This window comes from Candidatus Binatia bacterium, assembly GCA_035631035.1.
Lineage (GTDB): Bacteria > Eisenbacteria > RBG-16-71-46 > SZUA-252 > SZUA-252 > DASQJL01.
In genome coordinates, this window is sequence record DASQJL010000065.1 from 1 (window position 1) to 14036 (window position 14036).

11 protein-coding genes are annotated in these 14036 nt (G+C 70.3%); 6 read left to right on the forward strand and 5 right to left on the reverse strand.

Features of this window, described 5'->3' with window-relative positions; translation table 11 throughout:
* The 6 genes from VE326_07165 to VE326_07190 form a co-directional block, all read left to right on the forward strand.
* A partial coding sequence (locus tag VE326_07165; GenBank protein ID HYJ32986.1) for a TonB-dependent receptor occupies positions 1 to 1308 on the forward strand: 1308 nt, incomplete at its 5' end.
* Between the two features lie 110 nt (positions 1309 to 1418).
* Entirely contained in the window at positions 1419 to 2684 is a 1266-nt protein-coding gene (locus tag VE326_07170; GenBank protein ID HYJ32987.1) for a sodium:solute symporter family protein, read from the forward strand.
* A complete protein-coding gene (locus tag VE326_07175) occupies positions 2662 to 3993 on the forward strand; it encodes a hypothetical protein (GenBank protein HYJ32988.1) in 1332 nt (443 codons plus the stop codon). The genes VE326_07170 and VE326_07175 overlap by 23 nt, the downstream gene beginning before the upstream one ends.
* Before the next feature lie 195 nt (positions 3994 to 4188).
* Entirely contained in the window at positions 4189 to 5214 is a 1026-nt protein-coding gene (locus VE326_07180; protein HYJ32989.1) for a choice-of-anchor X domain-containing protein, read from the forward strand.
* Positions 5215 to 5479: 265 nt separating this feature from the next.
* On the forward strand, positions 5480 to 7051 hold the full coding sequence (locus tag VE326_07185) for a hypothetical protein (protein HYJ32990.1): 1572 nt from the start codon (positions 5480 to 5482) through the stop codon (positions 7049 to 7051).
* Positions 7048 to 8250, forward strand: a complete 1203-nt coding sequence (locus tag VE326_07190; protein ID HYJ32991.1) for a glycosyltransferase family 87 protein — start codon at positions 7048 to 7050, stop codon at positions 8248 to 8250. Before VE326_07185 ends, VE326_07190 begins: the two co-directional genes overlap by 4 nt.
* Here VE326_07190 and VE326_07195 read toward each other — a convergent pair.
* From VE326_07195 to VE326_07215, 5 genes are all read right to left on the reverse strand, one after another.
* The gene (locus tag VE326_07195) at positions 8183 to 9124 is read right to left on the reverse strand and encodes a DMT family transporter (protein HYJ32992.1); all 942 of its coding nucleotides are present in this window, start codon (positions 9122 to 9124) and stop codon (positions 8183 to 8185) included. The genes VE326_07190 and VE326_07195 overlap by 68 nt on opposite strands.
* 13 nt (positions 9125 to 9137) lie before the next feature.
* Positions 9138 to 9848 (reverse strand): DUF1579 domain-containing protein, encoded by a 711-nt coding sequence (locus VE326_07200; GenBank protein ID HYJ32993.1) that lies wholly within the window; start codon positions 9846 to 9848, stop codon positions 9138 to 9140.
* 195 nt (positions 9849 to 10043) lie between these two features.
* On the reverse strand, positions 10044 to 10607 hold the full coding sequence (locus tag VE326_07205) for a helix-hairpin-helix domain-containing protein (GenBank protein HYJ32994.1): 564 nt from the start codon (positions 10605 to 10607) through the stop codon (positions 10044 to 10046).
* A 728-nt stretch (positions 10608 to 11335) separates the two neighbouring features.
* Positions 11336 to 13084: a phosphatidylglycerol lysyltransferase domain-containing protein gene (locus tag VE326_07210; GenBank protein ID HYJ32995.1), complete on the reverse strand. Its 1749-nt coding sequence runs from the start codon at positions 13082 to 13084 to the stop codon at positions 11336 to 11338.
* 11 nt (positions 13085 to 13095) lie between these two features.
* A partial coding sequence (locus VE326_07215) for an amylo-alpha-1,6-glucosidase (GenBank protein ID HYJ32996.1) occupies positions 13096 to 14036 on the reverse strand: 941 nt, incomplete at its 5' end.

Below are 14036 nucleotides of genomic sequence, written 5' to 3' on the forward strand. Positions count from 1 at the left end.
CTCTATCCCGCGGCGTACTACCTGACCGACTCGCTCGGCGTTCCCGAAGCGCAGCCGAACGGCCAGTTCCTCGTGACCGGTTCCGACATGACGCAGCGGCTCTGGGTGCGAAACCGGCACTACGGCTGGGTGCCGCGCGCGCGCATCAAGCACGACAAGGGGGAGCTGACCCTGGGCGGCGAGTGGCGCGAGCACGACGGCCGCCACTGGGGCGAATTGACCTGGAGCGCGGCCCTTCCGCCCGGGGCCGAGCCGAACCACGTGTTCTACGACTACACGGGGCGGGTGCGCGTGCTGTCGGGCTTCGCGCAGGAGGCCTACGATCTGCGGCCCAAGGTGCGCCTGACCGGGAGCGTCCAGCTGCGGAGCACCCGATACGCGGTCGGAGACGACCGGTACAACGGCTACGATTTCCACCTGAACTACTCGTTCCTGAACCCGCGGATCGGCGTGAACTGGAATCCCAGCGAGCGCTGGAACGCGTTCGGGTCGTTCGCCTACGTCCGCGTGGAGCCGATCCTGAGCGAGATCTACCGCGCCGACGACCCGACCAGCGTGCCGCTCTTCCGCCGGCTCGACCCGGCGAACCACGTCTACGAAGACCCGCTGATCGACCCCGAGAACCTGCGCGACTTCGAGCTGGGGCTCGGCTGGAAGCAGGGGAACGCCTTCCTGCGCCTGACCGGGTTCTGGCTCGACTTCCGGAACGAGATCGTCCCCTTCGGGCAGATCGACGCGCTCGGCAATCCGATCACCGGAAACGCGGCGCGCTCGGCGCACAAGGGCGTGGAGGCCGAGCTCGGCTACGCGCACCGGAGCGGGCTGGAGCTTACGGGCAACGCCACGTTCAGCAAGAACCGCTTCGGCGACTACCGGGAGTTCGTGGCGCCCGGCGTGTTCAACGACTACAGCGGTAACGCCATCGCGGGATTTCCCGATCGGATGGCGAACGTGACGCTGGGGTACCGGCGGGGGGAGTCCCGCGCCGGCGTCACGGTCGTGGAGACGGGGCGGCAGTATCTCGACAACTCCGAGGACAACCGGAAGAACGCGGCGCTTCGCGACGCGCCTGGATATCAGCATAAGTTTGTCGAAGAGCACGCGGCTCTGAACGCCGCCCTGACGCTGGACCTGACGCCGCTGGTGGGGGCGCGGGCGCTGGGGCAGAAGTCGCTCGCGCTGGACGTGCATGGGATGAACCTCACGGGGCTCCGCTACGAGACGGCGGGTTACGTCTTCGACGAGATCCCCTACTTCTACCCGGCCTCGAAGCGGAGCGTGTTCGCGGCCCTCCGCGTGGAGTTCTAGGCACGGCGCCCGTCGACGTCGCACTTCTCGCGCTCTACGCCGGGTTCCTGCTCTATCTCGGAGTCCGGCTCTTCGGCACGGCCCGAAAGCCGGTCGACGAGTTCCTGGTCATGGGACGCCGTCTTTCCCTGCCGTCGTTCGTCATGACGCTGGTCTCGACCTGGTACGGGGGCGTGCTCGGGGTGGGGGAGTACTCCTACCGCTACGGCCTCTCCAACTGGCTCGTGTTCGGGGCGCCCTACTACGTCGGCGCGGCGCTGTTCGCGCTGTTCATCGCGCGCCGCGCCCGGGCCTCGCGGCTCTACTCGGTTCCGGACCAGCTCGAGTCCGCCTACGGGCGGGTCGCCGCCCTGATCGGCGCCGTGGTGATCCAGTTCCTTTCGTCGCCGGCGCCGTACGTGCTGATGGTCGGGATCCTGGCCCAGCTCATCTTCGGCGGGCCGCTCTGGGTCGCCATCGTCGGTGGCACCGCGCTCTCCACGGCCTATTCGCTCCGGGGCGGGCTCCGCTCCGTGGTGCGGGCCGACAACCTCCAGTTCATCCTCATGTACGCGGGGTTCCTGGTGGCGCTGCCGCTCCTGGTCGCGCGCTACGGCGGGCTCGGGTTCCTGACCTCGCATCTCCCGCACACGCACTTCGTCTGGCATGGAGGGAACGCGCCGCAGTACGTCTTCGTCTGGTACTTGATCGCGCTGCAGACGCTGGTCGAGCCGACCTTCTACCAGCGCGCGTTCGCGGCGCAGGACGAGAAGACCGCGGTGCGCGGCGTCTGGATCTCGATCGGATTCTGGATCCTCTTCGACTTCCTCACGACCTTCACCGGCATGTACGCCCGGGCGCTGATGCCGCATCTGGCCGATCCGGTCTCGTCCTATCCCGAGCTGGCGATCCGCTTCCTCCCTCCCGTGATCCGCGGCCTGTTCTACCTCGGACTGTTCGCGACGGTGATGTCCACCGTGGACGGCTACACGTTCATCGGCGGCGTGAACTTCGGGCGCGACCTGGTCTGGCGCTGGCGGCGGGAGCGCGACGAGTCGCGCGTGAACGGGTACGTGCAGATCGGATTCGTGATCACGGCGGCGGTGTCGATCGCGCTGGCCCTCTTCTTCCGCTCCGCCGTGGACCTGTGGCACGACGTCGGCTCGGTGGGGGTCTCGGCGCTGCTCGTTCCGCTGGTCACGTCGTACCGGGCCGGCTGGCGCACGCGGCCGGCGTTCGCCGTGGCCTCGATGACCGTGGGCGGAGCGGTGGCGTTCGCCTGGCTTCTCGCGGCCCGCCTGGGCGGCGGCGCCTATCCGCTCGGGATCGAACCGATCTACCCCGGGCTCCTCGCGAGCGCGGTACTATGGGCCGGTGGGAGAATCGGCCAAGGCTGATCGCGTCGTTTCGACTCCGCGCCGGGCGCCGGAATCGCGGTGGTGGCGCGCGGCGCCGCTCGCGATCGTCGCGCTCGCGCTCGCGGTCCGCCTGACGCTCCTCCTCGCCTACCCGCGGCCGCTCGCGTCCGATGCGCGCGACTACGACGCCCTGGCCTGGACGCTCGCCACGACCGGGCACTACGACGGCGCCGGCGGCGCGCCGACCGCCTATCGCGCGCCGGGCTATCCCGCGTTCGTCGCCGGGATCTACGCGGCGGGCCGGCACCCCGAGGCCGTCAAGGCCGCGCAGGCGGCGCTCGACGCGCTCACGGCGCTTCTCCTCTATGCTCTGCTCTCCCGACGGAGCCGAACCGCGGCCCTCGTCGCCGGGCTGGCCTGGGCCGCGCTTCCCGCCGCGGCGCTCTTCAGCCTCCAGCTCTTCTCGGAGACGGCGTTCACGCTCGGGATCGTCGCGTTCGCGTGGCTCGTCAGCCGCGATCGCGGGTGGACCGACGCGCTCGCCGGTCTTGCGCTCGGGGCGCTCATCCTGACCAAGCCGATGATGCTCCTCTTTGCCGCGGCGCTTCCGTTCGCGCTTTCCAAGCGATCCTCCGCGCGGCCGACGACCGCGATCCTGGGCATCGCGATGGCTCCCGTGCTCGCGTGGATCCTTCGCAACCTGCTCGTGATGGGAACGCCGGCGCTGATCACCAGCGCCGGAGCGAACCTCTGGATCGGAGCCAACCCCTGGGCGAACGGCGGCTACGCCGAGCCCGCGCCGATCGAGGGAGCGGTCTCCGGCGAAGTGGAGAACGACCGCATCGCGGGAGCCGAAGCGCTTGCCTACATCGCCGACCACCCCACGGCCTGGTTCACCCTCGGCGCGCGCAAGCTGGCCCTGCTCGCAAGCTCCGAGGCCGAGCTGGTCGCGGGCGTCTTCACCCGCTCCGATACCGGCGCGCGGCTGCGGGAACGCTATCGCGCGGTGCCGGCGTGGCTCCGCGCCTCCGTGAACATGCCGACGCTGGTGGTCCTGATCCTCGGCGTGTTCGGCCTCGCGGCCGCCCCGGGAGGCGTCGAGCGCCCGCTGTTCGGAGCGCTCCTCTTCGCGATCGCCGTCTCGTCGCTCGTCTTCTTCGGCGGCAGCCGGTTCCGATTCCCGCTCATGCCCGGTCTCGTCCTGTGCGCCGCCCAGTTCGTCACAGGCACGGGGCGCGGCCTGAAGGAGACGTCCCGGGGTCGGCTGGTCGCGGCGGCGGTTGCGTGCTGCCTGATCGCAGCGATCTGGATCGTCGAGGCCCTGACCCTCTCCGCCGAAGTCTCGTAGCGGTAGGGTCCTGGCCGATGGCAGGAACCCAGGGTCTCCTTCGGGGTGCCTCTTAGCGAAGGGCTCTCGCCGGTCCCCCCCTCCGGCGAAAAAATGACGCCCGCTGCCGGATCCCCCTCCGGCTCATGGCACACCCGCTGCAGGGCAGAGTCATGCCCGGCGGGTTTGCCGCGTTGTTCCCGGGGAGACCGCATCATGGCTCGACACCTCGTCGCCGTACTCGTCATCGCGTGGGGCTTCTGGATCACCGGCTGCGGCAGGAATCCGTCAGGTCCCGCCGGCGAGCAGGGCGCCGACCGCGCCGCCATCCTTCGCGCCGCCGCCGCCGCTCCGGAGCTGGCCGTCGATTTCTCGGACGACGCCGGCGAGCTCCTCGGCACCGCGGAGCCCGCGGTGCCCACGTCGGAGCAGGGGCCGCTGCTCGCCCCGGCCGACACCGGCATCGCGGCGAACGCTCCGATCCACTGGGGCCGCCGCAGAACGCCGAGCGATCGCCCGCCCGAACGCATCGTCGAATTCATCCTGCCGCCCGACAGCGGCCGCGCGGTCGTGCGCGTGACGGTGCGCTTCGACGGGTGGCTCTACGTGGACCGCACCGACGACGGGCTGCGCAACCCGGGGAAGAAGCCGGTGCGCGATCAAGCCGTGCGCACGGCCCTCTTCCGAAAAGTCTGGTTCCACGCCGATTCGTCTTCCGCCGATTCGATGTTCGGCTGGCGGCTGGTCGCGCTGTCCCCGGTCCAATTCTCGATGATCGATCCCGCGAAGCAGACGGTCGCGATCCACTCCGTCACCGTCAGGACGCCGGCGGGGGCGACCACCATCGCCGATCCCTCCGCGTTCCTTTCGCTACGCGACGGCGGCCCGGCCGTACCGTCGACCACGTTCGGACAGACGGTCAAGGTGGAGGCCGAGGTGACGAACACCGACCGGACCTTCCGCCCCTCCGAGTTCGTCTACCTGCACGTGCCGATCAACATGCGGCCGTTCCCGGGACCGTTCGATCGTGTCCGGATCCGGATGAGAGACGACGGGTTGAACGGCGATCGGAAGGCCGGCGACGGCATCTACACCGCCCAATGGACCGTCCAGGATGTGGGGAGACACCATCTGGCGGTCGACGTTCTCAGCGCCAGGTGCCTCCAGACCGAGACCGGGGACGACTACAATTCCACTACGTGGGGTATCCCATACGCCTCGTATCCCGCTGCAATACAATGACTTAAATAGGGCGAAATGATGGAAACTTTTTCGGCGCTGAGGTGGTCTAAGGAGGTAGAGAGTCCGGCGATCTAATCGCCACAGTCCTAAAGGGTTACCCAGCCCACCTCCTGCTGGGGCCCGCTGCGTCGGACAGGGCTCTCTGGAACCGATAGGTCCGCGGTACCGCAAGACCGCGGCCGAAAAGAAAGGCTCCCCGCCGTCGGATGCGCGGCGGGGAGTTATTTTTTGCCCCGCTTCGAAGCCCGCCTCTATGCTCCGCGTCGTGACCCCCGAGAGCCGTCCGAAGAGCCGCGCCGCGCCGAGCGTCACCTCGCTCCCGTTGCGCGCCGCGCTTCTCTGGGCGCTCGCGGCCCTCCTCTTTGCGATTCTCTTCAGCGCGGCCACCTACCGCTCTATCGCCCCCTCCAGCGATCTCTGGGACTACTCGCAGGAAGCGCGGCAGCTCGCGCGCGGCCAGGGCTTCACGTCCCTCTACACGTATCCCACCCACCTCGGACCGAACGACCGCGCGCCCTTTCCCGTGCGCTGGCGGATGCCGCTCTACGCGGCGCGCGGCGCGATGGTGCTGAAGTTCGGGGCCTCGCTCCCGCTCGGCTATTTCCTCGTGGTCGCGCAATCGCATGCCGTCCTGGTTGCGCTCGTGTTCCTGCTCGGCGCGCATTTCGCGAACCGCCGCGCAGGGCACGTCGCCGCCGCCGCGGCGCTCGCCTGCCCGCTCTTCCTGGATGCCTACAGCCCGGGGATGAGCCAGGCGCCGGTGGCGGCGCTCTCGCTCCTCGTCTGGCTGCTCCTCGTGCGCTGGCGCGGGGCGACGACCGCCGTGCTGGCCGCGGTCGTCGCGGCCGCGGCGTGGTATCTGCGCGGCGAATCGCTCCTCATGGCGCCGCTCTGGGCGTGGACCGCGGGACGCGGCCGCGTAGGGCGGGGCGTTCTCTTCGCCGTCCTCTACGCGGCACTCTGCGCGCCCTGGCCGATCTATCTCGCGCAGACCACCGGGCACGCGTCGTCGATCCAGGGGAACCCGATGCTGCTCTACACGCCCGAGTACCCCGGGTATTCGTCGACCCGAAGCTACGGCGTGCCGATGCCGGCGGCGATTCCGTACGTGCTCACCCATCCCATGACGTTTGCCGTGCGGTGGGTCAAGGACCTGCTCGGCTTCGGGCTGGATCTTCTCGGGGGGCTCGGTCCCCTCGCGATCGGGCTCGCGATGGCGGGGCTCCTGCTGCGCGAGGCGCGTGAACGCTACGCGCCCTTTCGCCCCACGCTGCCGTTTCTGATCGCGATCGCGCTGCAGATCGCCGCCTTCTCCGCGCTCGAGCGGAGCCCTCGCTTCCTCGTGCCCGTGGCGCCGCTCGCGTGCGTGATGATCGGGATCGCCGCCGCCCCCGCCCTGGACCGCCTCTCCGGCCGCCGCGCGCTCGTGGCGCTGTTCGCGCTCCTGATCGCGGAGCGCGCGCTCACGGTGGCCTTTCAGACCCGAGAGGCGCCACGGCGCTTTCCTCCGCTTCCTCCCGCGACCGCCTCGGCGTTGAACGCCGCCGCCACGGCGGGAGCCTGGCCGCGCGACCGGCTCATCCTCTCCGACGTTCCCGACTGGGTGGCGTGGCACGCCGATCGTCCGGCGCTTCTCCTGCCGCTCGCGCGCGATCTCGCGCGCGTGGAACGCGATCACCCCGTCGCCGCGATCTTCCTCTCGCCCGACGCGCGCGCGCGGAACGTCGCCGACGGCGACACGGCGTGGGTGGGGGTGATCGACCGCAACGCTCCGGTCGAAGGGTTCGCCGGCCCGGCCTTCCTTCCGGGAGGCGCCTGCCTCTACGTGCGCCGGTGAGCCGCGCGCGGCGCTTCGCGCGGTGGGGAGTCTCGCTCGCCGCGCTGATCGCCGCCGGAGGCTACGTGGTCGCGCGGGCCGGCAAGCCCTGGGACTTCGAGACCTACTACTTCGCCGGAGCGGCCTTCCGCGCGGGGCTGAATCCCTACTCGCTCGAGAACCTCACGCGGGTTGCCCGCCGGACGGTGACGCTGCCCTTCCTGTATCCGCCCGCGACTCTCGCGCTGTTCGCGCCGATGAGCCTCCTGCCGAAAGCGGTCGCGGCGGGCGCATGGCTGGGGTTCAAGGGCGTCCTCGCTGCGTTCCTGGTCTGGCTCTGGCGGCGGGAGTTCCTGCGCGGAAGCGATCCCTCCCGCCTGGTGGTCGTGCTCGCGCTGGGGTTCGATCGCTCCGTGGCGTGGGACCTGCGCACGGGGAACGTGGCGCTGCTCGAGATCGCGATCCTCTGGATCGCGCTGGCCGCCTTCGTGCGCGGCCGCGATGCGCTCGCGGGCTATCTCATCGCCCTGGGCTCCATCTTCAAGCTCCTGCCGGTGGGGCTACTGGGCGTCCTCGCCGCGGCGCCGCGACCGCGGCCGGTTCGCGCGGCCCTGATCGCCGGAAGCGCTGCGTTTCTCGCCGTCGCGGTCAGCCTGCCCCCGGGTCTCGCGGCCGAGTGGCGCGCCGCGATCGTCCACGCTTCGCCGAACGCCAGGCTCGCGATCGAGGTGAACCCCAGCGCGCTGGGACTCTCCGACTGGCTGTTCGGCGCCCTGGGCGCGCCGGCGGCGTCCGTCCCGTTCCTGGCGATGGGAGCGTATCTCGCGTTCGCCGCCGCGATCCTCCTGCTGAGTCTCGAGCCGTTGCGGCGGGCGCGCGCTTCCTCGACTCGGGTGGAGACGGCGATGATCGCCGTGCTGCTCTGGCTCCTCCTCTCGCCGCGCCTGATGGTCTACTCCTTCGCGATGGCCATCGCGCCGGTGCTCTACGCCATCGAGACCCGTGTTCGGACCGAGGCGTGGCGCTGGCTGGCCGCGCTGCTCGTCTGCGCTCAGGCCGCGATCCGGCTGGCTCCCGGGCCGGAGCCCCCCATGCTCGGGGCCGCCTCGTTCGCGATCCTCCTGGGGGCGTGGGCGCTGCTTCGGCAACCCCCTAGCTTCCCTCGGGCAGCTTCTTCGCAGGGCTGGTTCGCGCATTCACCATCGCCAGTCCCGCGATGATCGGCACGCCGCCCAGGAACGCGGCGGCGCCGGGACGCTCGCCCAGAACGATCCACCCGATCAGGTAGGCGAACGGCGAAACCAGGTAGAGCAGGCTCGCCGCCCTCGAGGAGGGCATGCGCGAGAGCACGTACGTCCAGGTGAGATAGCCGATCGCGCCCGGAGCGACGCCGAGATAGACGGCCGAGAAGATCTGGGTTGGCGTGGCGGCGCGAAGCGCGCGCAGGAGCTCGGGGAGGAAGGGGAGGAGGAAGAGCGTCCCGAGCCAGATCGTGAGGCAGGTCGACTGCAGTGCGCCGTAGCGCTTCAGATAGCTCTTCTGCAGCACGAAGTAGACCGCCTGGCAGAGCGACGCGATCAGGATGAACCCGACGCCGCCCTCGAAGCGGATGCCGCCCGCCGCGCCCACCGAGATGATCACCGCGCCGAGGAAGGCGAGCGCGGTCCCGATCCATCCGCGGGTTCCCAGCCGCTCGCCCAGGAACGCCATCGCGATCAGGGCCGTCCAGATCGGGCCCGTGTTGATGAGAAGGCTGGCGGCGCCGGCGCTGACGGTGCGCTCGCCCGCGTTCAGGGCGCTATGGTAGATCGCGATCGCCACCAGTCCCATGAGGGCGAAGCCGATCAGGTCGCGCCGGGGGATCCCGCGCAGCACGACCCGCTTCGTCGGCACGGTCAGGAGGGCGAGCGTGATCGAAGCGACCGCGAACCGGATCAGGGCGAGCGACGCCGGAGGGAACCCGTGCACCGCGTGGCGGATCGCGGCGTACGCCGAGGACCAGGTGAGCAGCGTGATCGCGATGGCTGCGACAAGGGGCGCCCTCGATCGCGATCCGGATCGAGGCGCCCCCGGGGTCGTGGCTTCGGAATTCACCGCGTTCCGCGGCTCACTTCGCGCGGCTGTAGGTGATCTCCATCATCTTCTGTTCCTGCCCCTTGTCGTTCGCGTACATCGTCATCGTGTAGGTGTTGCCGTCCACGATGTTCGTGACCTCGCGCATCGTGGATTCCCGGCCCGTGGGATCGGCCATCGTGCCGGTCAGGGTATATGAGTGGGTGGCGGGCTCCATCGCGGGACCCTGGCTCAGCATGATCCCCGTCCCCATGTTGTCCACCCACGAGCTGACGTACTGCTTCTTCATGTTGTCGTAGCCCAGGACTTCCATCCCCTCGAACGGCATCGTGCCGAATACGCCCTTGTAGTTGGCGACGAGATAGCGGCCGCCCATGACCCAGCTGCGCTCGCAGGTCCCCTCGCCGCTCGTCGGCTCGGCGGACGGATCGCTCCACATCTTGGTCACGGTCTTCCAGGAGCCCGCGAGCGGGTTGAGCGCGGCGTGCTCGGGGCCGGGGGTGGCCATCTTCATCATCATGGCCATCATCTCTTCTTTCGAAGGCTGTGCGGCGGCGGACTTGGCCGCATCCGCCTCCGCGGCCGTCTGGGTGGCCTTGGCATCCGCCGCGGCCTTGGCGTCCGCGGTCGTCTTCGCCTTCGCCTTGCTCGGGGTCTTGTCCGCGGCGAGCGCGGGCGCGGACCACGTGAGCGCGATCAGGGCTGCGGCGAGAAGCGCTGGGGCAAAGCGGGAACGCGGTTCCATGAGTGCATCCTCCCTCGTTGGACGGTGGGCTTTGCGGTAGGCCCGGGAGGATAGCAGAAAACGGCGCGCCGACTCCCTCCGGGCGGGGTTCCGCCCGGCGACCCGGCGTGCGGCCTTGCGACCGCACGCGCGGGTCCGAGGGTGCCGGGGGCCGGCCACCGGCTGCCGGATTACGGCGTGAAGAAAACGGCCGCCTTACTTGTTGGTCTGGTCACTCGACCCGCTCGCGCCGGCGGTATTGTCGCCGTTGCTCGACTGGGCCCCGCTGTCCGTGCTCGGCGTTCCGTTTGCCGGCGCCTCCGAATGCATCGCCGCCGCCTGCTTCGCGGTGACCTTGCGGCTGATCTTGCGGTACTCGGCGTTGGTCACGCCGCCCTTGGTCTTCAGCTGCGCCATGTTCTTGTACGGACGTCCGGCGATGATCTTGTCCGCCATGTCGCCGTCGATGCCGGGGAGCGTCATCAGCTCCTCGCGCGTCGCGGTGTTGATGTCGATCTTGGTGACCTTCGCCTTCGTGGACGAGGCGTTCTTGGCCATCGTGTGATGGCGCCGCGTCGGCTTGCTCGCGGTCGCGTTCGTGGCCGTCGTGGTGCTGGCCGACTTCGCGGCGGTCGTGCTCTTGGCCGCCGTCGCGGTCTTCGCGGCCGTCGTGTGCTTGGTCGCGGTCGCGTTGGTCGTGGTGGCCGCGTGCGCGCCCATCGGCAGCAGGAACGCCACGCTGAGTGCGGCCAGCGATGAGGTGATCAGACTGCGCTTCATGAAGGGACTCCTCCGGTTGAGGGCATGTCAGGTCCCGCCGCCGCGCCCTCGAAAACGGACGGCAAGGGGGGGTCCGAATCCAAAGAACCGGACCTGGGTGAGCCTTCGGTGTGCCGGGGTGGGCTGAGCTCTGGGTGCTGCCTGGAGTCGGTCTGCGAGATGTGCGGAGCTGGAGAGGTGCGCGGGAGAGGGAGGTAGAACCCGCGTGGCGCGGGGATCCGATGCGGACCCGCCCGCGGAGGGCCACGGCTCTCCAGCATCCGATTCAGGCGCGCGCCGTGGTCGTCCACGGCCGCAAGGCGAAACGCGCCATCGCGGTTATCCGGGGCCGCGTTCGGCGCGTGGGGAAGAACTCCATAGGTCGAGTGCCCGCGGCCGCGGGTAGGGGCGGTCGAGTGGCGCGTTTTTGACCGGTTCGCGGGATTCGAAGGGAGGCGGCGTCCCTGCCGGGACGCGGGCGCCGTGCGATTCGCCGCGGCGCGGCTGGTCTGACGCAGCATCGTCGCGGAGCGGTGGTGGTGTCTTGCAACGGAATGCGTGGCGGCGGATGCCGTCTGGGCCATCAGGCCCAGGCACCCGGCCACCAGCGCGATGACGAACCACCGAATCGGTTTCATGCTCTCCTTGGATGCCGCGAACGGCTCAACGGCGCCTGTCGCACGCATACCCCGACCGCCGGCGCCGGTTCCGCCCCGTGGCGCCTGACAAATTGTCGTGCGGAGACGCTATCACGCCGCCTTCCGGAAATAGGAACGAAATCCGCCGGGGCTCTGCGCCCGAGCCAGGGCGAAGACCACGCGCGGGAGGGCGAGCGGGTCGGCGTAAACCAGGTAGCGCGGCTCGAAGTCGGGCGCGAACTTGGATTTCCAGCGGAACAGCCCCTCGAAGTCGTAGAAGCGCCGAAGGTGCTCCATCAGGAACGCGCGCGCCCGGTCGCCGGCATCGGCGGCGTCGGCCTCGGTCTTGGCCAGCGCCGAAAGTGAAAGGGAGATCAGCTCGTCGCCGCGCTCCTTCGCCGCCTCCGCGCAGTGCACGATCAGGAACTCGATCACGCCGGAGGGAGCGTCGTCGCGGCGGCGCATCAGGTCCAGCGCCCAGCCGCGCCGCGCCCAGATGGGCACGAGCGTGATGAACGCCTCCATCCGCTGGCGCTCAGGGTTGTACGCCGCCGCCAGCCACTGGTCGGCCAGGCGGCTCGGGTCGAAGCGGCCCATCGCGAATCCCTTTTCGGCTCCCTTGCGCGAGCGGAGCCACTCCGACGACACGGCCGCGAGCTGGTCGCGCATCGCCGATTCCCGCGCGGGATCGAAGGGGTGGGAGTCGGGCGGGTAGAGCCGCGCCTCGAGCCCCGCGGCCTCCAGCTTGTTCCGCGAGCGCCGCACGTCGCCCATCGCCGATCCCTCCAGCGTGAACCGATCCAGGCGGAGGATCGGATCCACGCCGATGTGCACCGCGCGCCATCCCGCCTCGCGGTACATGGCGAGCTTCTCGGGGCGCGCCTGGAACAGCGCGAAGGTCCAGTCGTGCTCGGCGCAGTAGGTCGCGAACTGCTGGAGCAGGGGCGGGAACTCGTCGTCGGGGCCGATCGGGTCGCCCAGCACCAGCAGCACGTTCGACTCGAAGCGGTAGGCGATCACCGCGCGTCCGGTCGGGCTGAAGAAGTAGTCCACGTCGGGCTCGAGCGCGAAGGCCCCGACCGACGAATCGCCGTAGTGGCGCAGCAGCCGCGCCACCCGCTCCCGCTCGGTGCGGTGGCGCTCGCGGTGCGCGACCGGTCGGAGCAGCGAGAGGGCCGAGCCCGCGAGGATCAAGGCGCCGATCGGCGCGAGCGAGTGCGTGAACCACCGCGCCATCCGCGAGGACTGGCTGTGGAGGGGCGCGATCGTCTCCAGCTTCGTCTGGCCGATGCCGAAGAGGCGGTAGGCGGCCTCGCCCGCCGCGCGGCCCAGCGAGGCCCCGCCGCCGTAGTGGGCTTCCAGCCAGAAGCAGCCCGCCACCGCGTAGACCAGGAAGAAGGCGCCGGTCCAGAGCGTGCGCTGGCCGATGGCGCCGAAGGTCAGCTCTCGGCTCTTCACGCGGAACGCGTCGCCGCTGATCCCGAGCGCGAAGAGGAGAACCGACGCAGCCGTCGCCTCCTCGAAGTCGATCGCCTTGAGCAGGTTCATCGGCACCGAGAGCGCGGCCAGGAAGAGCGCGACCACGAACGCGCGACGTTTGCCGCGGCGCAGCCCCCACGCGGTCGCGATCAGGAGCACGCCCGCGACGAAGGTGAACGTGCGGCTCTGGTCCATGACGTCGGTCGGGACCAGGCGGCGAAGCGCGAGGAGCCGCTCCGAGGGATGGGAGAGGAGCGCCGACATCAGGTTGATCACGCCCTGGGTCGCGACGGCGAGCGCGAGCGCGGTGCGCTGCCAGGAATAGCGGCGCGGCGGCGGCGTTGCGAGCGGCGGCGATCCGCCGGCGGTGATCGAATCCATCGGTGGCGCCTTCACAGACGGGGAAGCACCGCCTGTTCCAGACGGACCGCTTCGGCGACCGAGAGGGCATAGAACGGCGCGCCCCGCTCGGCCTGCGGCGGATCGGCATCCACCGCTTCGGGCAGATGGTCCAGGCCGCCCTGGCCGGCGCCGCCGTCGTCAAGCCGCGCCAGAAGCGGTGTCAGGAAGCGCTCGCGCGCTTCGGCGCGGGCCTCGGGCATGTTGTCCCGCACGCGCACCCACGCCTCGACGAAGGGCCCGAGCAGCCAGGGCCACGCCAGTCGCGGCGCGGCCGGATCGTCCGCCGGCCCGGCGCGAAGCCCCATCGGCGTGAAGAGCCGCGCCTCGACCAGGTCCACCACCTGGCGCGCGCGCTTCCCCTCGAGCACCGACCAGGGAAGGCCGCCCACCGCCACGATCTGGTTGGGGCGGAAGGAAGCGTCGGCGACGCCGCGCTCGTGATTCAGGTCCACGACGTCGTAGAGCGACGCGGCGCCATCGTTCCAGAAGCGGCGCTCGAACGAGCCGCGCCCGCGCTGGTACAGGGCCTCCCAACGCGTCGAGATCTCCGACCCCGCGCGCAGCGCGTTCAGCCAGAGCGCCTGCACCTCGACCGCTTTCCCGATCCGCGGCGCGACGGCCCCGCACGCCTTGTCCATCCAGGTGACGCGAGCGTTCGGCTCGCCCGCCGCCAACAGGCCGTCCTCGTCCATGCGGATCCGGTAGCTCGTTCCCTCGACGTACCAGGGGAGGATCGCCTCGATGGCGCCGCGGAGCGTGTTGCGCTCCGCCGCCGAGAGACGCCGCCGGCCCTCGGCCGAGGCGCGCAGCAGCTCGTGAGCGGCGACGATGAACCAGAGCGGCGCGTCCACCGAATCGTACCGAGGCTGGGCGGCGCCTTCGGGGAAGGTCGTGGGGAAGAGCCCACGGGCGAGCGTCGGAACCCAGGGGA